Below are 26,316 nucleotides of genomic sequence, written 5' to 3' on the forward strand. Positions count from 1 at the left end.
ATTTTCCCTCACATTCCATTAATCTATTTAATTTGTTCTTCCAAAGAATCCTGCTGTGATAGATTATTCATGTTTCTTTTATGAAAAAAGAAATATGCCACACATAAAAAGACTAACCAAGGTATTCCAAACTGCAGTAAAATTTTGAAATCGGTAAACCATGTGGTAATCATTAAACTTACAAGAAGTACTGCCCCTAAAATGGTCAAATAAGGGAAGCCCATCATTTTTACCGGAAGCTTTCGCCCGCCTGATTTTTCCCACATTCTTCTGAAAAATAAATGAGAAACAAAGACCATTAACCAAGTAAATAAGGCACCGAACATCGAAATCCCCATCATGAAGGCATAGGAGGTGCCAGGGAATAACGCGCTTACCACTGCTGCGACAATAATTCCAAGAGTGGAAACGGCCAGCGCTGTTGACGGAACACCTTTTTTGTTTAATTTGCCTAAGAACGCAGGTGCAAAATTACTGCGGGATAAGGAAAACACCATCCGTGTTGATGCATATAACTGGCTGTTCATGGCGGATAATGCAGCCGTTAAAATAATAAAATTCATAATTCCAGAGGCTCCAGGGATATTCAAAATTTCCATTACTTTAACAAACGGACTTTTATCGACTCCTGCTGCTTTCCAAGGAACAATCATTAACATGATCGCGAGTGTTAATACATAGAAGGTAGACAAACGGAAAACTGTTGCTTTTAATGCTTTAGGAACAGCAACATCGGGATCCTTTGCTTCCCCTGCCGTAACTGCAATCAATTCAGTCCCTAAGAAGCTAAAAAGGGAAATAAAGATGGCAATCCATACTCCATTCCAGCCAAACGGGAGAAACCCTCCGTCATTGACAAAATTCTCTGCACCCATTTTTGGATGATCAGATGTTCCAAATAAAACATAGGCTCCAAGAATGATAAATCCGACAATAGCACTAATTTTAATCATCGAGAACCAATACTCAAAGGTTGCAAAGGTATTGACGCTTGTAGCGTTTACGTAAATTAACACAGCTCCAAATAGTAATATCCAGACCATTCCTGGCACTGTCGGGAACCAGTATTTCATATAAACAGCGATGGCACTTACTTCTACCCCAACAGCCAGTACATTCGCAATCCAATACGAGTAGCGCACAAGAAAGCCTGCCATCGGATGGATATATTTTTCTGAAATAACGCCGAAGGATCCTGAAGCCGGGTGTGCAACCGTCATTTCAGACAAACATCCCATAAGAAGAAGGACAATAAAGGCACCAATAGCATAGCTGATTAAAACACCTGGTCCTGCTGTTTGAATAGCGAGCCCGCTGCCGAGGAAGAGCCCCGTTCCGATGGCGCAGCCCATCGCAATCATCGTGAGCTGGCCTGTTTTTAATTCCCTCTTTAAACCTTTTTCTGGTCCATTTGTATTCATATTCGTCATACTTTCCCACCTTCCCTTATTTTTATCTTCAATTTTAAATCATATTGCTTTTAATAATAATGAACTTTGAAAAAATTAATAGAGTATTTCTCCCCTTTGAAACCGCTTACAAACCATTTTCGACAAAGGGTGCTATTAGGGAAAAAATCTAACTTGATAAGAACCCTCCTTTTTCCATAATTCAAAGTGAATCATACCAAGGAAAATGACACGATGTCAATAATATATTTCAGAAAATTATAAATGTTAAAACGTGACAAATTCTTTTTTTAGTAAAAACTTTTAATTTTAGATGAATCCTTATATGCTGTAAATAGAAACAGGAGGAATTGGAATGACAGATGAAAAAGTTATAGATAAACGGCATTTGCGTTCAATCAAAACACGGGAAAAGTTATTAGAAGCAGCTAAAGAGGTATTTCTTGAAGAGGGCTTTCATAAGGCAACCATTTCTCAAATGATCAAAAAGGCCAATATTGGGTACGGAACAGCATATGTTCATTTTGAAGGGAAGGAAGACATATTAATTGTTTTAATGGAGAATGTCATGGAGAAGTTCTATGAAATTGCTGAGGTTTCCTTTTTGCCAAAAACCAAAAAGGAAGCTATGGAGATTATCCTAGAGCAAGCCACTGCTTTTTTGAAAATGGCAGAAACAGAACGCAACTTGATGCAGGTATTCGAGCAGGCGATTGGCATTTCGACCGCCATCTCAAACAAATGGAAGGCGATTCGAGAAAAGTTTATTCAGCGAATTTCAGAGGATATTGCTTATGCTCAAGAAAACGGGCTGGCCAGACCCGAGTTAAATCATAAGCTCGCAGCCAGAGGATGGTTTTTCACAAATGAAATGTATCTATGGGAAATTGTCCGGAACGAACATCTCGATACTGTAGAGGAAGTTGCGAAAACAATCACGGCTATTTATACTAGGGGACTTTATCTTTAAAAAGGTGAAAGGGTGATAAAATGCAGGAGCTTCGCTATAAGTGGGAACCATTTTTAAAGTATGGCCAGCGGTTTGAGGTAGAAAAAAATAAGGTCATCTATCGCCAAGGGCACAGTGGAAAAGGATTTTATTATCTCAGCATCGGCGAAATAAATATCACCCTTCTGTCGGAAAAAGGGAATGAACGGATCATAAATGTTGTTCCGCCAGGAATGCTGTTTGGAGAACATGGTGTCCACCAGGAACCTTATTTGACAAGTGCTACCGCAGCCTACCCCTCAGTTATCTATTTCTTTTCTGATGAGGCAGCAGCAGCTATTTACGCTGAACATCCGGAGGCCTCTGTAATTTACACCGAGTCTTTAATCTACAAATTTAGAACTTTAGCAGAAATCCTTTCGCTCATCGAAAGTCCGGTGGAACAACAAATGGCTTATTATTTGTTAAAACTGTCAGAGGAAAATGGCAGCGCTTCCATGAATCAAACTTCTTTTGCAAAGTACATTGGTACGTCCCGTATTACCCTCAATAGGGTGATTCAAAAGTGGAAGCAGGAAAACTATATCACCCTTCATAATCGTCAAATTGTGATTAAAGATATGGAAAAAATAAAAGCGCTTGCAAACCAATGATAGAATTCTAGTTAACCAGGTTTCTTAAGAAATCTGGTTTTTTTATATAGTATTTTCGTTTCATAATCTCGATGATGCCATCCTCTTGCCATTGTTTTAACACTTTGTATACTGTGATTCTTGTTAATCCTGTGCAACCGGCAATGTCCTGCTGTGAAATAGGGATCTCGTAATTTTTAAATTCATAGCAAATATTGTGCAAAAGAAGGGCGATTTTTTGTTCAGATGTTAGCGTATCCAAATTAATGCGATCTAATAAAATTTTCATTTTGTGAATTACCGTACGCGAAAAAAGTGGAACTAGCTTAGGGTGCTCTTTAAGGAGTGCTTTAAATGTTTCACAAGGAAAATGATAAACGACGGAATCCTTTACGGCGATGGCGCTTGTAAAATGCTGCCTTTGATCCAGCGACTGGACGCCTATGAGCTGATTCGGAATCACAATGTTTAAGATTCGCTCCTTGCCTGATGCATTTACACTGACAATCCTCACTAAACCCTTCTTAAGAAAATAAAACCCATCCCCACAGGTCCCTTGGCTGTAGATGGCTTCCTTTCTCTTAAAGAACTGCCTCGTTCCAAACTGTAAATAGCTGTCCCAATCAAAAACATGTTCATATAGTGTGGCCATAGCGTTACCTCCAAAAATATTTTTGGATGCCCTACTCAGATGTCTTCTGTTTTTCACTTTTATCATAGTTGAAATCAAAGGGATTATCCATTGATTAGATTCATTATTTAGATAATTAAAAATATAAAATCAAAAAATATGTTAAATAGGCTACACTTTCATTTTGTGGAAGCGGTTACAATTTGGTTGTAAATTTCCGTAAATCAAGGAGGCCCAAACGATGGGAATTAGAACAGGTAATCAATATATTGAATCCGTAAAATCCAGAAAACCTGATGTGTGGCTGCATGGCAAAAAAGTGACCAATTTATTTGATGAACCGGTTTTTAAACAGCCAATTCTGGAAATTGCCAAATTATATGACCTGCAGCATAACCCGGAGTACCAAGATAGAATTACCCATATATGCGAAGAAACTGGCGAGAGAGTAAACAACGCTTTTTTAGTGCCAAAAAGCTATGAAGATTTAATGAAACGCAGAGAAGTTTTTGAAGTATTTGCCAAGGCAACCTTTGGGCTAATGGGCAGAACACCGGACTTTTTAAATGTTGTTGTGACGTCGATGTACTATAATTCTTGGTTTTTTGAAAAATATAATCAAAATTGGGCTGAAAACATCCGCAATTATTATAAATATCTTCGTGATCATGACTTGTTTTTAACCCATGCGATTATCAATCCGCAAAATGACAGAAGTAAGACCTCACACGAACAAAAGGATACTTATACCCACCTGGGAGCAGTAAAGGAAACTCCGGATGGTTTAGTCGTAAGAGGAGCCAAAATGCTGGCTACGCTTGCTCCGATTACAGATGAAGTCATCATTTACTCGTTCCCTGGCTTTAAACCTGGTGATGAAAAGTATGCTCTTGCCTTTGCGATTCCAATTGAAACACCGGGGTTAAAAATTATTTGCCGGGAACCGATGCAGGATGGAACTCGTTCCCTCTTCGATCATCCATTAGCGTCAAGATTTGAGGAAATGGATGCCCTGCTGGTTTTTGAAGATGTTGTCGTTCCTTGGGACCGAGTCTTCCTCTATAACAATGTAGAAGCAGCGAATAAGCTGTACCCAATGACTGGAGCAGGCCAGCAGCCGGCACACCAGTCCGGTGTTAGAGGACTGGTAAAGCTGCAATTTGCCACCGAAGTAGCTATGAAGCTAGCGGATTCCATTGGAGTCGATGTCTATTTAAATGTTCAAAATGACCTCGGCGAATTAATCCAATCGCTTGAATCCATCAGAGCGTTATTACGGGTTGCTGAAGTGGAATATACGATGACAGAACACGGTGAAGCAATGCCAAGTTATATTCCGCTTGAAACCATTAGAGGACTGCTGCCGACGATGTACCCAAGGGCCATTGAAGTGATGCAGATTATCGGGGCTGGAGGGCTGTTAATGTCCCCAACTGGCGCCGATTTTGCAAGTGAGCCATTAAAGGATGCGATGGAAAATTATTATGTGGGAAGAGAAGGAGTGTCTTCCATAGACCGTGTAAGTCTGTTCAAGCTTGCATGGGATTTATGCGGGGAAGCGTTTGGTCAGCGTCTGCTTCAATACGAGCGCTATTATACAGGAGATCCGATCCGTAAACGGGCGATTTTTTACAATAATTATAAGCGTACGCATTCGCCTGATATGGTAGAGGAGGCATTGCAGGTAAGTGTATTAAATAAGGGATTGGAGAGCCAAGTATGAAATTATTAGGTATTTCAGGGACGATTATTGGGGCAAAAACAGGAATTCTCGTCAGAAGAGTATTAGAAGAAGTGAAACAGAAGCACCCGGAAATCGAAGTGGAGTATTTAGATCTGATGGACTACGAGGTTCAATTTTGCGATGGACGAAATCCTTCCGCCTATTCCGAGGATACAAAGACGGTTATTCAAAAGGTTTCTTCCGCTGATTTTTATATTTTTGGAACACCGATTTTTCAAGGCTCCATTCCTGGACCGTTAAAAAACTTGTTTGACTTAATCCATCCAAATGATTTCCGAAACAAAGTGATGGGATTTGTGGCAAATGGCGGAACCTACCAGCATTATCTGGTCATTGAAAATCAATTAAAACCGATTGCTGGTTACTTCCGTGCTTTTGTCGCACCAGGATATGTTTATGCGAACAATGAGCATTTTAACCAGAAAAATGAAATTGTTGACCCTGATTTGCTACGGAGGATTTCCGAATTGGCAGAAGAAGTGGTCCATATGCAAAAAGCCCTTAAAGGAAATTTAGAAATCGTAAGAGGATAGAAGGGAGAAGAGGATATGACAAAAACTCAGTTTTTACCTATTAATCTAATGAAATTTATTGAAGAGAATAAGGATCAGCTTCAACCTCCTGTTAATAATAAAGTGATTTGGAAGGATGCGGAATTGATGGTGATGCTTCTTGGCGGACCAAACAAAAGACGTGATTTCCATGTTGATCCTTCGGAAGAAATCTTCTATCAAATTAAAGGCAGCTGCTACGTGGAAGTCATCAATCAGGAAGGAAAACGTGAGGTTGTTGAAGTAAAAGAGGGGGAAATGTTCCATCTCCATGCCAATGTGCCCCATTCACCGCACCGAGTGGCAGATACGATTGGTCTTGTCATTGAACGAAACCGTGCACAAGGAGAACTGGAAGATTTCGTCTGGTTCTGTGATGAGTGCGACCATGAAATGCATCGAGTAAAGATTCAATTAACCAATATCGAAGTGCAAGTTAAAGAAGCCATTGCCGGTTTTAACGGCAGCCGTGAGTTAAGAACATGCATGAATTGCGGCCATGTAATGCCGGAAGAAGCGAGTGAATGGAAATGCGAGTAGACTTTCATACGCATATTATTCCTGAGAATTGGTCTGAGCTGACTCAGCATTTTACGGGAGAAAGATGGCCGAAGCTTGAACGGACCTGTACCTGCGGCGCCAATATTATGGTCGCTGGTAAGGTATTTCGGGAAGTCACCGATCAAGTTTGGAGTCCGGAGAAGCGGATTTATGATATGGAGCGGGAATCGGTTGATATCCAAGTGCTTTCACCGATTCCAGTAACGTTCTCCTATTGGGCACCTGCCGAAGAAGCGGAAAGATTAGCACGGATTCAAAATGATTTCATTGCTGAAACTGTCAATCAGTATCCAACTCGATTTATTGGATTAGGGGCTGTGCCACTGCAAAATGTGGATATCGCCATTCGTGAAATGGATCGCTGCATCCACGAATTAGGGTTAAAGGGCATTGAAATTGGTACTAATGTAAACGGTGTTAATTTGGATGATCCATCTTTCATCGAGTTTTTCGAGATGGCGGAAAAATGGGAGGTACCCCTCTTTATTCATCCTTGGGAAACGTTAGGAAAAGAGCGGATGCCGCGTCATAATTTGATGTACACAGTGGGAATGCCGAGCGAAACAGCTCTTGCGGGTGCAAGTCTTATTTTAGGAGGGGTCATCGATAAATTCCCTAAGCTAAAAATTTGCTTCGCGCACGGCGGAGGATCCCTTCCATACCTTTTGCCAAGACTTGATCAAGGCTGGAAGGTCTGGCCGCATTTACGATTGCTAGACAAACCGCCAAGCTATTATGCGAAAAACTTTTACTTTGATTCTTTAGTCAATGATCCTATTAATCTCCGATATTTAATTGAAAATTTCGGTCATGAAAAAATTATCATGGGCTCTGATTACCCATTCCTGTTAAGAGAAGTGCCGCCTGGAAAAGTGATTGATGAAACGCTGGGACTTACACAAGAACAAACAGAAGCCATGCTCGGAAAAAATGCGCTGCGATTCTTAAATATTCCTGTAAAGGCTGGAGTGTGACATGATGGAAAATCAAATTCTTACACCTGAAGATAAATTAGCAGAACTTGGGCTGACCTTGCCGCCGCTTCGCCCTGCCTCAGGGAATTATGTGAGCTGCGTCCGTACCGGAAATCTTATTTTTACATCAGGTCAGGGGACGAATGAGTTCCGCGGCCAATTAGGGAAGGATGTCACCGTTGAAGTTGGCTATGATGCCGCAAGACAATGTATGTTAAATCTCCTAAGTGTTATTAAAAATGAACTTGGTGAATTAAGCAAAGTGAAGCGGATTGTGAAAATATTAGGTTTTGTCAACAGCACACCTGATTTTGTCGATCAGCCGAAAGTGATGAATGGTTCTTCCGATTTACTTGTTCAGGTATTTGGCGAAAGAGGCAGACATGCCAGATCGGCTGTTGGAATGGCCCAGCTTCCACACAATAATGCAGTGGAAGTTGAAATGATCGTAGAAGTAGAGTAGCAGGAGGGGATAGGGATGAACTTAACCCAGCAACAAGTAATCAAGGATGCAAAACTCTTCATTAATGGAGAATATAGAGATGCTTTCTCAGGTGAAACCTTTGATACCATCGATCCTTCCACGAATCAAAAGCTTGCTTCGGTTGCCAAGGCAAATGAAGAAGATGCTAAATATGCCATTGAAGTGGCACAGCGGACATTTGAAAGCGGCATATGGAGCGAAATGCCTGTCGCGGAACGGTCGAAGATTTTGTGTAAAATGTCTGACTTGGTCATGGAGAGAGTCGATGAATTAGCACTTGTGGAAACACTAGATGTTGGAAAACCCATTAAAGAGAGCCGGGGCTTTGATATTCCAAGGGCAGCTGCCAATCTCCGTTTTTTCGCGGAAATGGCCAATTATATTCATCATGAACACTATGATCAAGCAAAATATATGTCATATTCCAAGTATGCACCTGCAGGCGTAACCAGCTTAATTATTCCGTGGAATCTTCCGTTTATGCAAATGACATGGAAGGCATCAGCTGCATTGGCAGCGGGGAACACGGTTGTGGTGAAGCCGGCATCTTATACACCGCTAAGTGCCGTCATGCTTGGAGAAATTGCTAATGAAGCAGGGTTGCCGCCTGGTGTATTGAATATTATTACTGGGCCTGGCGGAACAGCCGGGACAACGATGACCAACCACCCATCGGTCCGCCGCATTTCCTTTGTAGGAGACAGTACAACTGGCCGGACGGTAATGCAAAATGCCGCTTCCCAATTAATTCCGGTTTCATTGGAGCTTGGCGGTAAATCTGCGAACATAGTGTTTGAAGATGCCGATTTGGATGAAGCAGTAGCGGGATCCATCGAAGCCATTTTTCGAAATCAGGGTGAAATTTGCTTAGCCGGCTCTAGGCTTTTGGTGCAAGAGAGTGTTTACGATCTATTCCTGGATAAATTTTTAAAGGCTGTTCGAAAAATTAAAGTAGGAAATCCGCTGGATGAAACGACCGATATGGGGGCGTTAGTATCAAAAGGTCACTTGGATTCTGTTGATCAATATGTTCAAATCGGGCTTTCTGAAGGAGCTAAGCTGGCAATCGGCGGAAAAAGAATGCTAGAATTAGGCGAAGGAAATTTCTACGAGCCAACGGTTCTTTATGATGTAGATAACAAAATGAGAGTGGCACAAGAGGAGATATTTGGCCCTGTCCTTGTTATCATTCCATTTAAAACAGAGGAAGATGCCATTCGAATTGCCAATGATTCCATCTATGGGCTTGCTGGTGTCGTTTGGACCAATGACCTTCGCCGGGCCCACCGTGTTGCGGCTAAAGTCAATTCTGGTTTGCTTTGGATTAATTGCTGGTATTATCGCGATTTACGAACACCATTTGGCGGGGCAAAAGCGAGCGGCATTGGTCGTGAAGGCGGCCGTCATAGCTTTGAATTTTATACAGAAGCAAAAACAATTACATTGAAGCTTTAGGGAAGAATCGAAGAGTGCTTTTATGGCACTCTTTATGAGTTCATATAGAAAGAGTGAGTGTATGAATCAGGTAATGGACAAAATTGTGGAAAGTCTTTTAGAAGCGGAGCGCACGAAGAATGCTATCGCTCCTCTTACTGTGGAGTATCCTGAATTAAAGGTAGAGGATGCCTATAAGATCCAACTTGAGGTCATGGCTAAAAAAGTGATTCAGGGCAGTAAGGTCATTGGGAAAAAGGTTGGTTTGACCAGCGTGGCGATGCAGCAAATGCTGGGAGTAGACGAACCAGATTATGGTCATTTGTTGGAAGAAATGAAGGTGGAAGACGGCGGCATCGTTAAGGTTGAGGGCTTGATTAGTCCAAAAGTGGAAGCAGAGATTGGGTTCATTCTTGGTGAGGACTTAGAAGGACCGAATGTCACATTTTTGGATGTCCTTATGGCCACAAAGTACGTGGTGCCAACACTAGAGATTATTGATAGTAGGATAGAGGATTGGAAGATTCAATTAGTCGATACGGTTGCCGATAACGGTTCTTCCGCAATGGTTGTAGCAGGTAATCAATTAACTCCGATTGACGGAATTGATTTGCGAACTGTTGGAATGGTAATTTTTCAAAATGGGGAAATGGCTGAGACCGGTTCTGGTGCTGCGGTTCTTGGACATCCAGCTCAAGCTGTCGCCTGGCTGGCGAATAAACTTCATGAATTTGGTATTACGCTTAAAGCCGGCGAATTAATCCTTCCGGGTGCACTAACGAAGGCCTTGCCTGTTCGGGCGGGCGATCAATTCTCCGCACATTTCGGTTCACTTGGATCAGTTTCGGTTACTTTTGAGTAGATTTTGATAGTTAGCTTTATACTTTTGCAAGGTTACGTGACCGAAAAGGTTCAAGAACCAAGAAAAGAGTTACGTAGGAAGAGTCTACGTGACCGAAAAGGTTCAGGAACTAAGAAAAGGGTAACGTAGGAAGAGTCTAGGTGACCGAAAAGGTTCAGGAACCAAAAAGGGTAACGTAGGAAGATTCTAGGTGAACGAAAAGGTCAGGAACCAAGAAAAGGGAAACGTAGGTAGAGTCTACGTGACCGAAAATGTTCAGGAACCAAGAAAAGGGAAACGTAGGAAGAGTCTACGTGACCGAAAATGTTCAGGAACCAAGAAAAGAGTAACGTAGGAAGAGTCTACGTGACCGAAAAGGTTCAGGAACCAAGAAAAGGGAAACGTAGGAAGAGTCTACGTGACCGAAAAGGTTCAGGAACCAAGAAAAGGGAAACGTAGGAAGAGTCTACGTGACCGAAAATGTTCAGGAACCAAGAAAAGGGAAACGTAGGAAGAGTCTAGGTGACCGAAAATGTTCAGGAACCAAGAAAAGGGAAACGTAGGACGAGTCTACGTGACCGAAAAGGCCTTATTACAGCGGAGGGGGTCACGTAAAAATTTTTACGCGCCAAACTTTTCATAATTGGTGAAAGGCCGCAAATTGGAGGTATAGATAATGACGTTAACCAGCGGTGTTGACTTAGAAATTGTAGATTATTTGTATTCGGCAGAAAAAGAGCGTCGGGAGGTTGTCAAGGTTACGGATCAATACCCGGAATTAACCATCGATGAGGCTTATCTAATCCAAGAAAAACTCATCCAAAGAAGAGAAAAGGATGGGGCACGCCGAATTGGGTTAAAGCTCGGACTTACCAGTAAGGCAAAGCAAGAAATGATGGGGGTACATGAAGCAATCTATGGTTATTTGACCGATGATATGCTTGCCCTTGAATGGGAACCGCTTGATTACAATAAATTCATCCATCCAAAAGCAGAACCTGAAATCGCCTTTATGATTGCAGAGGACCTGCAAGGAACCAATATTACAGCAGAGGACGTGCTGCGGGTTACCAAATATGTGGCGCCTGCTATCGAAATCATTGACAGCCGTTACTTAAATTTTAAGTTTACCCTGCCAGATGTGGTTGCTGACAATTGTTCCTCATCAAGCTTTTTTATTGGGAGCAAGTGGATGTCGCCGAGAGTCTTAAATTTGGCTGATATCGGAATGGTAATGTCAAAGAACGGGCAGGTTTCCCAGACCAGCTCAAGCGCAGCTGTGCTCGGACATCCCGCCACGTCAGTAGCCTGGGCAGTTAATAAGCTTGGTGAAGCAGGAAAAGGAATTAAAAAAGGGGATATCATCCTAAGCGGAGCCATCTCCGAAGCGATTTCTTTTGAACCAAAAGATTCCATTCTTGTACAATTTGCTGAATTAGGCAGTGTGTCTTTTTCGTGCAAGTAATCTAAGTCAGGATCAGGTGCCTGGCTTTTTTATGTAAATGAATAGCTGAAATGGGTTTGGCGAGTAAACGGAGAAAAACTGCGAGTAAATCGAATTTTTTTGAGTAAATTGAAATTTTAGCGAGTATGGTTCAATTTTCGGCGAGTAAATCAATCCAAAGTACCGATCCCAATTCCAAGTAGGGCTTTTTTAAAGTTAAAATCATTTTTTAAATTCATTTTTCTATCAAAATCACTAATCCATTAATATTTCCCAAGGCTATTATGAAACTAGCCTTGGGTTTTTTAATAGATTTGACAAAATTCTGGCAGTGATAGTCACTAGTAGAAATCACTTTTTTCCCAATAATGCAGATAGATTTACCATGCTATTATTAAATTCCAAACAAATTTTTTTATCTATTAGGAGGATGGAAGAATGAAAAAGAGAACGTCACTGGTACTAGCATTGGGACTAACTGTTGGGGCAGTATTGCCGATCACTGCTGCGGCACAAACACAAAGCGCGGTTCCGTACAATGTTATGGTCAAAAAGGATGCAGCGCAATTTGGTAAGGAAGCAAAGGTGAACTGGAAAAAGGGGCAAACAGTTCCATCTTTCGTACATGGAAAACTATCAACAAAGGCACTGACTGATAAAGCGGAGGTCAAGCAATTTTTAAAAGAAAATAAAGAGCTCTACCAATTAGATGCTGATAAAGATTTGACCTTACTAGATGTCCAAAAGGACGAGCTTGGCACCACTCACTATAATTTTGTTCAATCTGTCCAGGGCATTCCTGTTGATGGCGCAAAATTCAAGGTTCATACCGATAAAAATGGCATCGTAACGGCTGTAAATGGCGACGTCTTCCCAGAAGCTTCCTCCTATTTTAAAGGCGCCCTTAAAGCACAACTATCCAAGGCTGACGCACTTGATAAGGCATGGAAATCTATTAATCTAACAAAGAAGGATACATTAACCAATGCCGAAGTAGATCCTACCGGTAAAAAGGTAGAAGATACGGCTGAAAAGGCAGAATTAGTTGTTTATAAAAAAGCCAATGATTTTTACTTGGCCTACAAAACCAACCTTCAATTCATCCAGCCATATGGGGCAAACTGGGTGGTTTATGTTGATGCCATCAATGGCAATATTCTAGATTCCTATAATGCTGTAGCAGATGGGGCAACCACTGGTTCTGGCTATGGTGTATTAGGAGACTATAAGACGTTTAATACTTATTTTTCAAACAGTACTTATTATTTGTATGATGTAACAAAACCGATGACCGGGGTTATTGAAACAAGAACAGCACAAAATCGCACCCTTTTACCGGGCAATTATTCTGTAGACCCTGACAATCAATTCAATGCCGTTTCTCAAGGGGCGGATGTTGATGCTAACTACTATGCTGGTAAAGTCTATGACTACTATAAAAATACATTTAACCGTAATAGTTTTGATAATAATGGAGCAACGATTCGTTCTTCCGTTCACTACAGCAGAAGTTATAACAATGCCTTCTGGAATGGCCAGCAAATGGTTTATGGCGATGGAGACGGGGTAACGTTTAGACCGCTGTCAGGCGCTCTTGATGTTGTAGCCCACGAATTAACCCATGCGGTAACGGAAAGAACTGCTGGCTTAGAATATCAATACCAGTCAGGAGCATTGAATGAATCAATTTCCGATACATTCGGCGTATTCCTTGATAAGGGTGATTATTTAATGGGTGAGGATGTTTATACACCGCAAAAATCCGGGGATGCATTAAGAAGTTTGTCTAATCCACCTCTTTATGGACAGCCGGATCATATGAATAACTATGTGAATACTACTTCAGATAACGGTGGTGTTCACACAAACAGCGGTATTCCAAACAAAGCTGCCTATTTAACGATTAACAGCCTTGGAACATCTGTTGCAGAAAAAATTTATTATCGTGCTTTAACGGTTTATCTAGCTCCACAAAGCGATTTTAGCGATGCTCGTGCTGCCCTGCTTGCGGCCGCTGCTGACCTTTACGGAACTGGAAGCACGCAATATAATGCAGTTGCCAATGCTTGGTCACAGGTAGGGGTTTACTAAAAAAATAAGTCAGCCATCACATTTGTGGTGGCTGACTTATTTTCACGGCTAATCCCGTGGTTTTCCTGGTGGAAAGTAGTAGGGCGGTACTTTTATCCATCCTCTTTTCCTCATTAGCTCCTTTAATGAAGAACCAAATTTCATCTTGTCAAATTAAGCCCCCATTAATTTCTTATTATTTTTCCAAATATGGAAAACAAAATACACCAAAAAAATAGATTGGTGCTTAGCACCAATCCAAAATGGGAAGTTTTTAGGAAATGAGTTCAAGAACCTATTTCCTAATTAAGTTACCTTTATATTAAAAGAAACTTGTGTAGAAATTAGGGGGAACTTGTGTGGAAGTTGTGAAGATGGATTCGACCTTTTAGTTAAGATGGCCGATCTCCCCGTTGGCTAGCCTCCCTTGCTTAAAAAATCGTGAAAACGCCACAACGAATCAACTCGAAATAATTGAAAAGCGGATGGATGAAAAAAATGTGGAAGCATATAATGAAATGTTTCATCCGATAATGAAATCATTCAGGAGGATATTAAAATTGATACTTAGAAGATATTTGTCGCTTGTTGGCATCGGTTCGGCGGAGATTGATCTTATCCTACAAAAAGACACGTTTAAAGCAGGCGATTCTGTTGGCGGTTATTTCTTAATTAAGGGCGGCACAATCGAGCAGCAAATTAAACAAATAGATTGTGATTTGGTCTTAATGGATCAGGCAAACGGAATAGAAAAGGTGATTGATAGCACAACAATTATGCTATCAGCTTGGATTGACTCTGAAGCATCGAATAAAGTGGATTTTACCTTCAAACTTCCTGAATCGGTCCCGGCATCATCGAGAGATATTTCTTACCGTTTTACAACTAAGCTCACTTTTGATGAAGGGGTAGAAAGCTTCGATCAGGATATTATCAAAATTAAATAATCATTTTAACAAAGGCTGTTGATGAACGAAATCAACAGCATTTTTGATGATAGTGTGCCAGGCAAAGAAATAAATTTATTAAAATAATAGATAATTGTTAAAGGAGCATTAAAGTGATAATGGATATAACTCTTGCAAAAAAAGAAGACTTACCATATATTGAAGAATTGTTTGAGTCATGTAAATTAGACCTGCTAAAAAAGGAAATTTTCCAATGGGATGACCAATATCCGAACAAGGAATATTTTGAATGGGTCATTAAGGAAAAAGAAATGTATGTCCATCGTCAGGATAACCAAGTGTTGGGAGCAATTGTCTTAAATGAATGGCAGCATCCTGAATGGGAAAAGGTTAAATGGGGCGAGAACAGAGGAAAAATCATGGTCATTCATGCATTCTGTGTTCACCCCCATGTTCAGGGTGGGGGATACGGAAGCAAAATACTTGAGTTTGCTGAATATCTTGCACAAGAGCAAGGCTATACAGGGATCCGCCTTGATGCCTTCTCTGGGAATCCTAGTGCCCTAAAATTCTATGAAACTAGAGGGTATAATAAGAAGGGGGAAATCTTTATTTCTACCAAACCCCTAGGGCATGAAACGTATTTTTGTTATGAAAAGTTATTATAAAAAGATGAGGGGTCGTCTGATTTATGCTTTCGGCTTCTTTAATGTAAACCTTTTTTCATTCAAATGCGTCTAACATTAATGAGGTGATAATAGTGAAAGCAATTATTTTTGATTTTGATGGTTTAATTGTTGATACAGAAACCATTTGGTTTGAGAGTTATAAAGAAGTTTTAAACGGCCACGGCTTGGAGTTGACCCTGGAACGATTCTCCAAAATTATTGGAACGAAGGCTACGGAATTTTTTTCTTACATACAACAAAAGCTTCAGGTTGATTCTAGTGTGATAGAAGCTAATGCCCATGAACTCTTTCATATAAAGATGGGTGAACCGGCTCCAAGAGAAGGAGTCGAGGATTACTTAAAAGAAGCAAAAGAATTAGGTCTCAAAATTGGGTTAGCTTCAAGTTCGAGCCGGAAATGGGTGGAAGGATTTTTAACCAAACTTAACATTATCCAGTATTTTGATGTAATTAAAACACGTGATGATGTTTCAAAAGTAAAGCCAAATCCTGAATTATATTTGAAAGCTCTGGAAGCACTGGGTGTACTGCCCTCCGAAGCGATTGCATTTGAAGATTCTTTGAATGGACTGAGAGCAGCGAGGGCCGCTGGTCTCCAATGTGTGATTGTTCCGAATCCCGTTACTGCTCATTTAGATTTTCAAGACTATTGTCTAAGATTATCTTCCATGGGTGAAAAGGAATTGAAGCAAGTTATACAAGCAATTTCTGATAAATCGAACGTCTATAATATTAGAATAGGCACACCAGCAGACGAGGATTTTTTATGGGAAATGTTATACCAAGCGATTTTCATTCCTGATGGAGAGCCTCGACCTTCTAGGGACATCTTAAAAGAACCCAACGTTCAACAATCTTTAAAAGGCTGGGGGAGAAAAGGCGATACAGCCTTAATCGCAATAGACGCCTCTAATAATCCAATTGGGGCAGTTTGGGTTCGATTATTTGATGAGAATAATAGTACATATGGATACATCGATAGCCAAACTCCGCTGCTAGGCATGGCACTGCTTCCGGAATATAGAGGTAAGGGAATAGGTACAGCTCTGCTTGGGGAAATGCTAAGAATAACGAAAGAGGCTGGTTTTGGTGCAGTTTCATTAAGCGTTGATCCCAATAATCCTGCTTTAAAGCTCTACAATCGCTTAGGGTTTAAAAAGATCGGTGTTGATGGAACATCCTGGAATATGATAGTGGAATTTAATGAATAAAAAACTAAAGTTATTATGAACCATAAATATAAGAGCCTGAAGGTTTCAGGCTCTTGCATCTTTCTTCACAATTTTCTGCTATGTTTCCCCGACTTGATGATAATATTTACTTCCGCTGCTTCCCCACCTTCAATGTGATTGTCTATCATTGAGACACCAATATTCGTCTCAATCTTCACTCGTCTGCGCTCTTTCCCACCCAACTTGACCTTATAAGGGGCGCTGTTATTCATAAGAGATAAAATTCGAACATCATCTTCAAATGCATATTGTTCATAAAATTCGATGGTGAATTGGACTTCGTTTTTGCTGTAATTTTCAAAAGGTAGTTCACACTCACCATGCAATATTGTTTTATTGGTCATTTCAAAGCGGCAACTACTTTCATTCCGGTCATAGGAAATCGCATAAATCCCTGATGATACAGTTCTTTGAAATAATTCAACAAAGTAATGTGGTGTTAATACGGAGAGTAATATGGCGAGAAAAATAAACCTGCCTTGATTTTTTTTCAATGATTTTTCAAGAAAAAATAAACCTGCAATAAATAAAGAAAAAGCAGTAATTCCTACAATTGATATTCCATTAACCGTGGTGATTGACATATTAAATATCGACATCGTCTCACCAAACGTTTTTTCGTGAGGGAAAGGAAAATTTATTACCATAGAAGCAATAAGTAGAAGAAGAGCAAGTAATAAAAACTTCTTGTTTTTGACCAATTTGACTCCCCATTTCGGACTCTGACTATTTAATTTCCAATATAGTATTATCTTAACATTGCAGATTTTTAAATTGGGTATATTTTGAAAATAATAAAAAAGAGGCTGCCAAATTATGAAGTCATTTTAGCTGCCCCTTCTTTTATATTAGCCCCACCCAATTTAAATACAAGAATACCACTAACAATAACCAGAACACCGATCAGTTGCTTGAAAGTAAATGGGACCTGAGTAAGACCAAGTAAGCCTAAGGAATCTCCTAATAGGGCAAACCCGAGCTGCGATGTCATAACGATTGAAATCGTATACGTTGGACCAAGCAGCCTCATCCCCTGCACAATACTAGTTACCACTCCCACCCCGATTAAACCGCTGAACCAATACCAGGTCTTCATATTTTGGAGGTCAAATAGTTGTTTTCCTTCGAAGATGAGACCAATCGACAGCGATGCCAGGAATCCTAATCCTAAAACTAAAGTTGTGGTTGCCCATGATCCGGCACGTTCATTTACTTTACTGTTAAAAATATTTTGCAAGCTGACCAAAGAACCCGCAATAATTGAAAATAGTAGTCCAAGAATCATTTTCTCAACTCCTTAATTATTAAAATCTTCCTAGCGAAAAGTCTATTCGTAAATATTATCGCCTGCAAGAGCCCGTAATCCTTCTCTGTCCTTAACAAGAATGAAACCGTTACTTCGTTCAATTAAACCTTCTGTGCAAAACTGACCGATGACCCGATTGAGATGCCGGTAACTGGTTCCAATAAAGTTCGCGGCATCCTTTATACTGATACGCAGCTGCTCTTTATTCAAAGAATCGGATTCATTAAAAGAGACAGATAATAAATAACTGGCGAACCGCACTTCCACTGGATACAATAAATTGAAGCTCATAGAATTGGTTTTAAGGTGAAATTTTTGAGTAATGATATCTAGTAAAAATTGCAGAAGAGGGGCATGATTTCTTCCGTATTTTCTTAACCATTGATACTGAACTCCGATCATATGAACAGATGATACGGCCTCAACGGTATTAATAATGTTAATATCCTGCACGTATTCAATATCCCCAATCACCTCAAGAGGTGTCTTAAATGAAAGAATAAGGGTTCTTCCTTCTGCTGAAGTGGTATAAACTTTAATTTTCCCTTTAACAAGTACGTACAAATACTGGGAAGCCTCCCCTTGGGAACAAATGAATTCCCCTTGTTCAAAAGAGTATAGCGACAAATGAGGTAATATTTGTTCATTAAATATCGATTCGATTTGATGAGCAGACAAATATGATTTCACTTGTTTAAAATCATTGATTTCCTTCATTTTCCGGACTCACCTCAGTTAAAATCTTAAAATCACTACACCTGCGATCATCAGGCCAATGCCGATAAATTGTGGCAGCTTTATCTTCTGCTTAACTGTGCCAAACCATCCGTTACTGTCAATGATATAGGTCAGCACCAGCTGCGCAATCAGGAGGGCGGATATCGTAAGAGTAACTCCTATTCTTTGAATCGCCGTCACATTACTGAAGATAACAATGGCAGCAAATGCCCCGCCAGCCAAATATAAAGGTTTCACTTGCTTAAATCTTTTCCATTTTCGGTCCCGAACGAATATTAGAATCACCAAGGCCATGATAAATCCAGTTAACTGGGTAATAGTCGCCGCCTGCCATGTACCAATATCCTGGCTAATTCTAGTATTGGCCACCCCTTGGAGGGTAATAAAGGCTCCGCCTAAGAAGGCAAATAATATCCCTTTCATATTTTCCTCACCTCGACTTGTTTCTTACTTTATTAAAAGACAGATGCATTTTCTTGGAAAGGACATATGTCCTGAATTGTTAAAATAAATTTTGGACAAGGTTAGGCAATTTGCCTTTACGCATTAAGGACATCCTCCATACATTAAAGTATGTTCAAATAAGGAGGAATCTTGATGCAATTAAATTATGAGCAAGCACAGCATCTAGAGGGTAAAATGATTCAGTTTAAAAATAATCAAGGCGAATGGTCAGTAGGAAAAGTTGTAAAGGTAAGGAAAGATGGTCTTGAGATTGAGGAATTAAGTTCTTCCAGTTCGAATGATGGATACGGATTTGGCTTTTTTGGTCCAAGAGCGTTCTTTAGACCGCGGTTTTTTAGACCACCTGTTTTCTTCCCGTTTGTTGGATTTGGTTTCTCTCCATTCTTTTTTTAATAGATATCGCTTAATACAAAAGACACGAAAAAGAGCATTGGACATATCCAATGCTCTTATTATTTTACATAAAAATATTAATAAAGGGATTAGAAGTGGATATTAAAAAATTATAATTTCCAGTAAAAAGCACCTGACAAATGAAATCGCTTACATTAAAATGAAAGTAACAAATAGGAGAGGGGATACAAACTATGGAACTATTATTTGAACAATGTGAGCATAACCAATCAGAAGAAACTTGTGATGAGTGTACCCCAAAAATAGAAACAGAAGAGAATTACGATATCTCCGAATATGATTATCATAAAAGATTGTGGTTTTAATATTTTAAGAGCGTGCTATTTGTTAAAGCTAAGAATTGCAATTGAAAAAAAGTGATGAAAATCTTATTAAATAACCCTTTAAAATGATAAAAAGCCCTTACTAGAAGGGCTTTTTTTATTGGCACTAACAAATGAAAAATACTTATTAAAGTAATCGATTTTTTTTTTATGGTAATACTAAAATGCATATATATGGCAAGGAGTGAAACGATGCCACGAAAAGCTGCACCTTCAATCAACGAGGATACGGACTTAGAAACAAATGATTTATTGCCAGAAAAAGAAAAAGACCAAGACGAAATCGCTAACCTTAATCGTATGTTAGCAGCTACATTGAATTACTTGTCAGACGATGAAGTGGAAGAGATAGATATCGAATACCTCTTGGATCATACAGAAGGCCTGAGAGAATGGTGGGATCGATATCGAGAGAGCAATAGAAAAGGGATTGAAGAGGAAATAAAAAAGTCCCTCGGTGAACTCACCTTAAAAGAACTAGAAATGATCCGCGAACAGATAAAAGAAAAACAGGATTGAATTTTCATCTCTTCACTTGCTGTGAAGGGATGTTTTTTGTTGAAACAAGATGAGAAAAGCACCCATAGGAGTGCTTTTCACCTAACCTATTTACTTATTGAACATGCCTTTGACTCCTTTATAAATTAAAACGAGTGAGAAGACGATTACAGTTAATATGCCAATGATATCTGTAACAGGTGAAACGCTTTCAAGAAATGAATCAGCTAAAGGAACTCTAATAAGTGCAAACCCCGATAAAATAGCAGCAAGGAACAAGAAAATCCGATTATCCATTGGTTCTCCTCCTTCCTATTTGATTGATAAATTATATGTCTTTAAAGTTACAAATATGTCAATTTTGTGATAAAGGAAAATAAAAAAATAACACCCTTTCTGGGGTGTTACGTCAAATCGATTGAAATTATCTTTCGATTTCATTATGCTGAAAACCACTCTGGGTATCAAATACTTCATACCATTTGTATTTTGGGGATTTGAACCACTCGTAATGCGGCAAATAAACCAAATAGCCCAAATTGCCTTCAGCATCAAAGAGTGATTTGAATATCTTGACAGCCCCAAATCCAAACGTTCTATCTAAATACCCTTCGATTCCTTCTCTGACGATATTTTTTTTATCTTCTTCATCTTTCTTATGTAACTCCATCAGCCCATCAATAAAAATACCCAACAAGACCAAAGTAATTGAAATTAAAACAAAAACCAGCAAATTTAACAAAAAACCAGCCCCTTCTCATTTGATTGACTCACCTCAATTGTACATGCGCTAGTTATTAAATAGTGTGATGGAAACCACACATCCCGTTTAATATCTGACAATTTTGTGGCGAAAAAGGCTTAATAAGGATTGATAAAATAAAGTTAATATATTGCTTTTTTATGGTAATAGATATGGAAGACGATTATTATGAAGAGGACAGCAAGGGCAAAAAAGGGAAATTGGATATTTAATGATGCAAGAGGTTTAATATGAGTTGATGCGTCAACTTTTTTTTCATTATCCTTTCTGGAAAGGAAAAGGAGTTTGGAGTGGTTCTGTGGTGCTAAATGTTGAAATAAGAAGGCCAAGAATTGAGGAAATGAATGAATTAAATCAATTTTTTAGAAAGGTAATTACGGACACGTTTACAAAAGAAGGTATAGGGGAAAAGCTGGATGATATTGAAAATGAGATTGAGATAAAGAAAAAATACTTGGCAAGTGATTTTGAAAGTCATGGCGCGGAACGATATTTTTTGATAGCCATAAATGCGGACCGAATTATCGGTACGATTGAATATGGTCCAGCAAGCGATTTAATATGCAATAGCACAAACAATGATTATAACGGGCTTATGGAAGTAGGTACTGTATTTGTCCACCCTGACTACCAAAGGATGGGAATAGGGAACAGGTTATTGAAAGCAATGTATTTTGCATTGCAAGATGCAGGTAAGAAAGAGTTTTGTTTAGACAGTGGATATAAAAGCGCGCAAACAATCTGGAAAAAGAAATTTGGGAATCCTGAATACTTGTTAAAGGATTATTGGGACGAAGGATATGATCATATGATTTGGAAAATCAGCGTCAGCGATTGGATTTAAGGTTATGAAGGATTGATTACTGAAGATACAAACGAGGTGCAAACCTGCACCACAATTTAAAAAAATATTATTTCCAGGGTTTGAATCCTACTTATCGACGGTAAAATGAAATATATTGACGAAATCACAGACCCTTGGCACAAATTAAATTATTGAAAGAGAGTCGATCCAGTAAATGAACAACGTTACAAAAATGAAAATAGTAACACCTGCTAATGAAGTATTTGAAGCATTCGTTGATCCAGCAAAAATCGGAAACTTTTGGTTTTCATCAAGTTCTGAAAGATGGGAAGCAGGCAAAACAATCACATTAAGATATGATGAATACAATGCAGAAGTGGATATAGAAGTTAAAGAAGTAGTTGCAAATAAGAAAATCGTGTTCCAGTGGGGTGCCAATGGAGAAGGACATACCGTAACCATGTTGCTGGAAGAACAAAATGATTCAAGTACGATTATTGAAATAACAGAAGAAGGCTTTAATGAAAATGATAGCGATATTATCAATCAAATCATTGATAATAAAGAAGGCTGGGTTTATATGCTTACCTGTTTAAAGGGATATTTGGAATTAGGTACCAATAATTTAAGAGCTGGGTTAGTTAAATAACATTTGTAAGAGAGCCGTTTGGCTCGTTTTTTTATGGGAAATTGATAATTGAATTTTTATCCTGCTGTTATTAGAGTAGAGATATTACAATTTTTAGAGGAAGTGTAAGTATTGTCAACTCAAGTAATAAATAAGTTAAAAGCCGACTGTGAAAATTGTTTTGGCTTGTGTTGTGTGGCTTTGCCTTATGCGAAGTCCGCCGATTTTGCTTTCGATAAGGAAGGAGGTACCCCTTGTCGGAATTTGCAATCCGATTATCGCTGCGGTATTCATAAAAATCTTAGAAATAAAGGGTTTCGAGGCTGTGCAGTCTATGAATGCTTTGGTGCTGGCCAAAAGGTATCACAAATCACCTATGATGGGAACGATTGGCGTGAACACCCAGAACTGGCCAAAGAAATGTTTGAGGTCTTTCCTATTATGCAGCAGCTCCATGAAATGCTTTGCTATTTAAATGAGGCACATGGTTTGGAGGATGCAAAGCCTATATATGAAGAATTACAAAATGCTTTAGAAAAAACAGAATCTCTCACTAATTTGAATCCAAAATCTATCCTAGAACTTGATATACCAGGTCATAGAGCCGTCGTTAATGATTTACTTCTCCGCACAAGTGAACTTGTACGATCAAAGGTTTTTCAAAAGCGGAACAAAAAAATAAGTAAGGGAAGAGACTTTTTAGGTGCAAAGTTAAAAGGTGCAGACCTTAGAGGTTCAAACTTGAGAGGAGCCTTGCTCATTGCAGCTGACCTCAGGGAAGCCGACATGAGAGTAGTCGATTTTATCGGTACAGACCTAAGAGACGCAGATTTAAGCGGTGCTAATTTAACTGGAAGTTTCTTTTTAACACAAGCACAAGTTAACTCGGCTAAGGGCGATATTCATACGAAATTACCTGATTCATTAAGGATTCCTGAACATTGGGTTAAATAGTCTTAGGAATTCACGGATTACCTCTTACAAAATTGTCCCCATTGTAACAAAAGTTCAGTAAATTAATGTATAATAATGGAAAAATTTTACAAAATTGGAGGGCTTTTTGATGATGGACAATGGCAATATATTTGGTCTTTTTGCAATCATTCCTATTTTACTTTATTTAGTAATTTTGGTTTTTAGTATATACTTTGTTGTCAGAACAATAAAGTTTATGAATGAAAAAACAAAGTTGGATCAGGAGAGAAATGAGAAACTAGATTTATTAATAAAAGTCCTTGGTAATAATGATAGAAATGTTGATTAATTGAATTTTAATTTTCAGGGGAGCAGCAGCTGCTGCTCCCCTTTTTATTCAATTTTATGGTTTTGATTCATTAGAAAATGAAATATAATAAGAGTAAAGATGTTCAAAAAACTGTCAAAAATACAAGGTAATATTGTTGATATAGAATAAATTTAGGAGGGGAATTCAATGATAAGGGCGGCAATTGCAGGTGTGGTCGGGTTTATTCTTATTTTTGTAGAGTCCTTAATTATAATGAAGCTAAAAGGGTATGAAACAATAGAATTTGGAGGCCTAACACCTTTTATTAATGTCTGGGCCATGAATTTTTTTGTTGTCTTTGCCATCCTCACACAAGTTACAAATTGGTTCGATAATAGAGCAGATCTGGAAAAAAGTGAAGATAGTTATTAATAAAAAGCGCCTATGTCACGGATAGAAAGCCGATTGCATAGGCGCTTTTTTGAACTAAGCATTATGTTTTACTGCTCGATTACCTTTGAATGCTGCTCTGCGAATAAATGGAATTACCCAGCGGTCAAGACCAATGCGGCCTGCGTTAAAGCCAGAGAATAAGATAATTGCACCGATGAATAAGTCAGTAGGAATATGAGATACAGTACCGGCTAAGAAGAACGCGAAGTTCATCACTAGACCAAAGAACATTGCTGCAGTAGTTAAGCATCCAAGAATAAGTCCAAGCCCTACTAGAAATTCTCCAACAGGTACGAGGGTATTGAAAATATCTACGTTTGGTAAAGCGAAGTGCTTTAAGAAGTCGACGTACCAGCCGTAAACGATACTGCCATCAGGACCTTTTACTGGATTCGCAATTACTCCTTTTAAAAATCCAGAAGCATCAAACCCGCCTGCTAATTTGTGATATCCAGCTGTGATCCAAGAATATCCGATATATAAGCGAAGAACTGTTAAAATACCAGCGGCAACTTTGTTTTCTCTTAACCAATTGACTAACATTTGAAAAACTCCTTTTGATAAATAAGTTTTATATATTGATTACACTGTAAATATATCACTTTTATTTTGAATTGAGAGTAATTTGTTCACTTATTCACAAATCCGTAAAAAGAATTTGAACAATTTTTTAACATCGTCAATTGATTTTATTAAAATAAAAGTAAAGAATTTTCAGTAAAGTAGGGATGTTATGCACCAGGCTGATGATTTAGAAACATTTCCGTATCCATTTAAGGGAGAAGTATATCGTTACTCTAATAACTCTGTCCCGTTGGATTGTCCAAGCGCAATCGAAATTACTCCGAGTTACATAAATGAAATGAATCTTAAGCGGGTGCTTCTCAACCAGCATCCTGAACGATGTTATCAGTCACTGTCTCATACACTTCGTGGACAATGGGAAATCCTTGAGATGATCATGGGGCATTTAACAAGCTATTATCCAGATCAATTTTCGCTTGATAAACACAACGATAAATGGACGTTTCATAATAGAATTTTACAAGAAAAGCAGTATTTTATTTTTGGGGATGAATCTACATTACCATGTGAGCCGCTTGATTTTATTGGAAGGCATGTGCAAGAGGACCTGATTTTCATGATGCAGCGAGATGGGGATTTATTTTTAGATGCCGGTCAATTATGCTTCCCCGCTAATTGGTCGCTGGCCTTTGATTTAGGGATGAGCTTTCGAGAAATTCATCATCCGATTCCTGGCTTTAAGCAGGAAGGATTGGATGAGCGAATCCTTCAGTTTTTGTTGCAGTTAGAAGCGGGAAATCCATGGTGGCGGAAAAACTGGTCGTTGATGGCCGGGAATCGTCTCGATACATCACTAGAAACCTTTGATGTATGGGGGAAAGGCCGTAAAGGGGTAACATTGAACAACGCTGGAGAATGCGTACATTTACGAGTGGAGGTACAGAAACTATTCCGTTTGCCACGATCAGGAGGAATCCTGTTTACCATTCATACTCATCTAATTTCATTAGAAAAATTAGCTTCAAAAACGGAATGGGCTGAGCAATTTTACCATATTCTCTGTGAGCTTCCAGATAATATAGTGGATTATAAAGGCCTTTCTCTCTTCAAGAATCAAGTAATCGAATACTTGAAGGGAAGGCTCGAAAGCAGAGGAGTTTTATAATGCAGAAAGCTTTGTTTGTTTCTGGAAAAAGAAAATATTTATTTTGTGCGGATCAAAACGGGATGGAGATTTTACAACCAGTTATCGATTTGGCAGTAGCAGAGAATGCACCCTATGAGATCTACAGCGAAGAACAACCGCTTATTGAATGGTTGAAAAAGCAGAAGATGGGGTGCTACCTTTACGTTGCAGCAGAATGGGCTAAGCTGGTTTCTCTGAAAAAGCTCACTGAAGAGGTGGGTTTTTCAGAGGAAGAAGCACGGTACATTGGTTATGGTAAGCGATGGGTGAAGGTGTTTTGCTGCCGGTGTCATGGGATTACGGAGGTAATTTTGCAGGAAAAGCAAGAAATCGCCTGCAGTGAATGTGATTTGCTGCTTGAGGTTTCCGATCATTATTCTACACTGAAAAATGCCTATCTTGGATACGTGGCAAAACTTTAGAGGGGTGGATTG

Annotated in this window: 33 protein-coding genes and 2 pseudogenes; 25 read left to right on the plus strand and 10 right to left on the minus strand. The window is 39.2% G+C overall.

From position 1 onward, the window contains the following. Nucleotides 1-23: 23 nt before the first annotated feature. Entirely contained in the window at nucleotides 24-1,430 is a 1,407-nt protein-coding gene (locus LC455_RS06790) for an amino acid permease (RefSeq protein WP_223589292.1), read from the minus strand. Between the two features lie 334 nt (nucleotides 1,431-1,764). Between LC455_RS06790 and LC455_RS06795 the strand changes: the two genes are divergently transcribed. Continuing rightward, nucleotides 1,765-2,379 carry a TetR/AcrR family transcriptional regulator gene (locus LC455_RS06795; protein ID WP_223589294.1) on the plus strand — a complete coding sequence of 205 codons (615 nt, stop codon included), beginning with the start codon at nucleotides 1,765-1,767 and terminating at the stop codon, nucleotides 2,377-2,379. Between the two features lie 20 nt (nucleotides 2,380-2,399). Then, a complete protein-coding gene (locus LC455_RS06800; protein WP_223589295.1) occupies nucleotides 2,400-3,011 on the plus strand; it encodes a Crp/Fnr family transcriptional regulator in 612 nt (203 codons plus the stop codon). Between the two features lie 7 nt (nucleotides 3,012-3,018). On the opposite strand, the gene LC455_RS06805 is transcribed toward LC455_RS06800, so the two are convergent. Continuing rightward, on the minus strand, nucleotides 3,019-3,642 hold the full coding sequence (locus LC455_RS06805) for a Crp/Fnr family transcriptional regulator (protein ID WP_223589298.1): 624 nt from the start codon (nucleotides 3,640-3,642) through the stop codon (nucleotides 3,019-3,021). 220 nt (nucleotides 3,643-3,862) lie between these two features. On the opposite strand from LC455_RS06805, the gene LC455_RS06810 reads away from it, so the two are divergent. The 9 genes from LC455_RS06810 to LC455_RS06850 all read left to right on the plus strand — a co-directional run bounded on the left by LC455_RS06810 (nucleotide 3,863) and on the right by LC455_RS06850 (nucleotide 13,745). Then, the gene (locus LC455_RS06810) at nucleotides 3,863-5,344 is read left to right on the plus strand and encodes a 4-hydroxyphenylacetate 3-hydroxylase family protein (protein ID WP_223589300.1); all 1,482 of its coding nucleotides are present in this window, start codon (nucleotides 3,863-3,865) and stop codon (nucleotides 5,342-5,344) included. Beyond that, on the plus strand, nucleotides 5,341-5,898 hold the full coding sequence (locus tag LC455_RS06815; RefSeq protein WP_223589302.1) for an NADPH-dependent FMN reductase: 558 nt from the start codon (nucleotides 5,341-5,343) through the stop codon (nucleotides 5,896-5,898). Before LC455_RS06810 ends, LC455_RS06815 begins: the two co-directional genes overlap by 4 nt. Nucleotides 5,899-5,913: 15 nt before the next feature. After that, nucleotides 5,914-6,456 carry a 3-hydroxyanthranilate 3,4-dioxygenase gene (locus LC455_RS06820; protein WP_223589304.1) on the plus strand — a complete coding sequence of 181 codons (543 nt, stop codon included), beginning with the start codon at nucleotides 5,914-5,916 and terminating at the stop codon, nucleotides 6,454-6,456. After that, on the plus strand, nucleotides 6,441-7,451 hold the full coding sequence (locus LC455_RS06825) for an amidohydrolase family protein (RefSeq protein WP_223589306.1): 1,011 nt from the start codon (nucleotides 6,441-6,443) through the stop codon (nucleotides 7,449-7,451). The genes LC455_RS06820 and LC455_RS06825 overlap by 16 nt, the downstream gene beginning before the upstream one ends. Nucleotides 7,452-7,455: 4 nt before the next feature. Beyond that, a complete protein-coding gene (locus tag LC455_RS06830) occupies nucleotides 7,456-7,914 on the plus strand; it encodes a RidA family protein (protein ID WP_223589838.1) in 459 nt (152 codons plus the stop codon). A 15-nt stretch (nucleotides 7,915-7,929) separates the two neighbouring features. Further along, nucleotides 7,930-9,390, plus strand: a complete 1,461-nt coding sequence (locus LC455_RS06835; RefSeq protein ID WP_223589307.1) for an aldehyde dehydrogenase — start codon at nucleotides 7,930-7,932, stop codon at nucleotides 9,388-9,390. A gap of 61 nt (nucleotides 9,391-9,451) precedes the next feature. Next, complete coding sequence (locus LC455_RS06840) at nucleotides 9,452-10,231, plus strand: 2-keto-4-pentenoate hydratase (RefSeq protein ID WP_223589309.1); 780 nt, start codon at nucleotides 9,452-9,454, stop codon at nucleotides 10,229-10,231. A 655-nt stretch (nucleotides 10,232-10,886) separates the two neighbouring features. Continuing rightward, nucleotides 10,887-11,675 carry a 2-keto-4-pentenoate hydratase gene (locus LC455_RS06845; RefSeq protein WP_223589310.1) on the plus strand — a complete coding sequence of 263 codons (789 nt, stop codon included), beginning with the start codon at nucleotides 10,887-10,889 and terminating at the stop codon, nucleotides 11,673-11,675. 417 nt (nucleotides 11,676-12,092) lie between these two features. Further along, entirely contained in the window at nucleotides 12,093-13,745 is a 1,653-nt protein-coding gene (locus LC455_RS06850) for a M4 family metallopeptidase (protein ID WP_223589312.1), read from the plus strand. A 48-nt stretch (nucleotides 13,746-13,793) separates the two neighbouring features. Here the strand turns inward: LC455_RS06850 and LC455_RS32060 are convergent. Further along, a pseudogene (locus LC455_RS32060) lies at nucleotides 13,794-13,895 on the minus strand (DUF3231 family protein); the annotation flags it as partial. A gap of 389 nt (nucleotides 13,896-14,284) precedes the next feature. Between LC455_RS32060 and LC455_RS06855 the strand changes: the two are divergent. The 4 genes and pseudogenes from LC455_RS06855 to LC455_RS06870 all read left to right on the plus strand — a co-directional run bounded on the left by LC455_RS06855 (nucleotide 14,285) and on the right by LC455_RS06870 (nucleotide 16,532). Continuing rightward, a complete protein-coding gene (locus LC455_RS06855; RefSeq protein ID WP_223589313.1) occupies nucleotides 14,285-14,671 on the plus strand; it encodes a sporulation protein in 387 nt (128 codons plus the stop codon). 119 nt (nucleotides 14,672-14,790) lie between these two features. Beyond that, the gene (locus LC455_RS06860; RefSeq protein ID WP_223589839.1) at nucleotides 14,791-15,300 is read left to right on the plus strand and encodes a GNAT family N-acetyltransferase; all 510 of its coding nucleotides are present in this window, start codon (nucleotides 14,791-14,793) and stop codon (nucleotides 15,298-15,300) included. Between the two features lie 89 nt (nucleotides 15,301-15,389). Beyond that, nucleotides 15,390-16,028: pseudogene (locus LC455_RS06865) on the plus strand (HAD family hydrolase); the annotation flags it as partial. Between the two features lie 66 nt (nucleotides 16,029-16,094). Beyond that, nucleotides 16,095-16,532: a GNAT family N-acetyltransferase gene (locus LC455_RS06870; protein WP_223589841.1), complete on the plus strand. Its 438-nt coding sequence runs from the start codon at nucleotides 16,095-16,097 to the stop codon at nucleotides 16,530-16,532. A gap of 65 nt (nucleotides 16,533-16,597) precedes the next feature. Here LC455_RS06870 and LC455_RS06875 read toward each other — a convergent pair whose 3' ends face one another. From LC455_RS06875 to LC455_RS06890, 4 genes are all read right to left on the minus strand, one after another. After that, nucleotides 16,598-17,254 carry a hypothetical protein gene (locus tag LC455_RS06875; RefSeq protein WP_223589314.1) on the minus strand — a complete coding sequence of 219 codons (657 nt, stop codon included), beginning with the start codon at nucleotides 17,252-17,254 and terminating at the stop codon, nucleotides 16,598-16,600. A 113-nt stretch (nucleotides 17,255-17,367) separates the two neighbouring features. Next, nucleotides 17,368-17,838 (minus strand): DMT family transporter, encoded by a 471-nt coding sequence (locus tag LC455_RS06880; RefSeq protein WP_223589316.1) that lies wholly within the window; start codon nucleotides 17,836-17,838, stop codon nucleotides 17,368-17,370. 42 nt (nucleotides 17,839-17,880) lie between these two features. Continuing rightward, the gene (locus LC455_RS06885) at nucleotides 17,881-18,576 is read right to left on the minus strand and encodes a Crp/Fnr family transcriptional regulator (protein WP_223589317.1); all 696 of its coding nucleotides are present in this window, start codon (nucleotides 18,574-18,576) and stop codon (nucleotides 17,881-17,883) included. Between the two features lie 18 nt (nucleotides 18,577-18,594). Then, the gene (locus LC455_RS06890) at nucleotides 18,595-19,020 is read right to left on the minus strand and encodes a DMT family transporter (RefSeq protein ID WP_223589318.1); all 426 of its coding nucleotides are present in this window, start codon (nucleotides 19,018-19,020) and stop codon (nucleotides 18,595-18,597) included. 174 nt (nucleotides 19,021-19,194) lie between these two features. On the opposite strand from LC455_RS06890, the gene LC455_RS06895 reads away from it, so the two are divergent. From LC455_RS06895 to LC455_RS06900, 3 genes are all read left to right on the plus strand, one after another. Further along, entirely contained in the window at nucleotides 19,195-19,455 is a 261-nt protein-coding gene (locus tag LC455_RS06895; protein ID WP_223589320.1) for a hypothetical protein, read from the plus strand. Nucleotides 19,456-19,649: 194 nt separating this feature from the next. Continuing rightward, nucleotides 19,650-19,781, plus strand: coding sequence for a hypothetical protein (locus LC455_RS31330; RefSeq protein ID WP_263297697.1), 132 nt, complete (start codon nucleotides 19,650-19,652; stop codon nucleotides 19,779-19,781). A gap of 210 nt (nucleotides 19,782-19,991) precedes the next feature. Then, entirely contained in the window at nucleotides 19,992-20,318 is a 327-nt protein-coding gene (locus LC455_RS06900; RefSeq protein WP_223589321.1) for a hypothetical protein, read from the plus strand. A gap of 90 nt (nucleotides 20,319-20,408) precedes the next feature. On the opposite strand, the gene LC455_RS06905 is transcribed toward LC455_RS06900, so the two are convergent. Together LC455_RS06905 and LC455_RS06910 are read right to left on the minus strand one after the other, a co-directional pair. Beyond that, the gene (locus LC455_RS06905) at nucleotides 20,409-20,594 is read right to left on the minus strand and encodes a hypothetical protein (protein ID WP_223589323.1); all 186 of its coding nucleotides are present in this window, start codon (nucleotides 20,592-20,594) and stop codon (nucleotides 20,409-20,411) included. A gap of 127 nt (nucleotides 20,595-20,721) precedes the next feature. Next, entirely contained in the window at nucleotides 20,722-21,039 is a 318-nt protein-coding gene (locus LC455_RS06910; RefSeq protein WP_223589324.1) for a hypothetical protein, read from the minus strand. A gap of 322 nt (nucleotides 21,040-21,361) precedes the next feature. Between LC455_RS06910 and LC455_RS06915 the strand changes: the two genes are divergently transcribed. The 5 genes from LC455_RS06915 (at nucleotide 21,362) to LC455_RS06935 (ending at nucleotide 24,150) form a co-directional block, all read left to right on the plus strand. Beyond that, nucleotides 21,362-21,904, plus strand: coding sequence for a GNAT family N-acetyltransferase (locus tag LC455_RS06915; protein WP_223589326.1), 543 nt, complete (start codon nucleotides 21,362-21,364; stop codon nucleotides 21,902-21,904). A gap of 175 nt (nucleotides 21,905-22,079) precedes the next feature. Further along, nucleotides 22,080-22,514, plus strand: coding sequence for an SRPBCC family protein (locus tag LC455_RS06920; RefSeq protein ID WP_223589328.1), 435 nt, complete (start codon nucleotides 22,080-22,082; stop codon nucleotides 22,512-22,514). Nucleotides 22,515-22,625: 111 nt separating this feature from the next. Further along, a complete protein-coding gene (locus LC455_RS06925) occupies nucleotides 22,626-23,447 on the plus strand; it encodes a pentapeptide repeat-containing protein (protein ID WP_223589330.1) in 822 nt (273 codons plus the stop codon). 109 nt (nucleotides 23,448-23,556) lie between these two features. Continuing rightward, on the plus strand, nucleotides 23,557-23,757 hold the full coding sequence (locus tag LC455_RS06930; protein WP_223589332.1) for a hypothetical protein: 201 nt from the start codon (nucleotides 23,557-23,559) through the stop codon (nucleotides 23,755-23,757). A gap of 168 nt (nucleotides 23,758-23,925) precedes the next feature. Then, entirely contained in the window at nucleotides 23,926-24,150 is a 225-nt protein-coding gene (locus LC455_RS06935; RefSeq protein ID WP_223589333.1) for a hypothetical protein, read from the plus strand. 54 nt (nucleotides 24,151-24,204) lie between these two features. On the opposite strand, the gene LC455_RS06940 is transcribed toward LC455_RS06935, so the two are convergent. Continuing rightward, nucleotides 24,205-24,714, minus strand: coding sequence for a DoxX family protein (locus tag LC455_RS06940; RefSeq protein WP_223589335.1), 510 nt, complete (start codon nucleotides 24,712-24,714; stop codon nucleotides 24,205-24,207). A 190-nt stretch (nucleotides 24,715-24,904) separates the two neighbouring features. Here LC455_RS06940 and LC455_RS06945 point away from each other — a divergent pair, with 190 nt between their 5' ends. Both LC455_RS06945 and LC455_RS06950 read left to right on the plus strand, forming a co-directional pair. Continuing rightward, complete coding sequence (locus LC455_RS06945) at nucleotides 24,905-25,861, plus strand: heme-dependent oxidative N-demethylase family protein (protein ID WP_223589336.1); 957 nt, start codon at nucleotides 24,905-24,907, stop codon at nucleotides 25,859-25,861. Then, the gene (locus tag LC455_RS06950) at nucleotides 25,861-26,304 is read left to right on the plus strand and encodes a dimethylamine monooxygenase subunit DmmA family protein (RefSeq protein ID WP_223589338.1); all 444 of its coding nucleotides are present in this window, start codon (nucleotides 25,861-25,863) and stop codon (nucleotides 26,302-26,304) included. Before LC455_RS06945 ends, LC455_RS06950 begins: the two co-directional genes overlap by 1 nt. Nucleotides 26,305-26,316 lie beyond the last annotated feature (12 nt).

It is taken from the genome of Neobacillus bataviensis, from assembly GCF_019969725.1.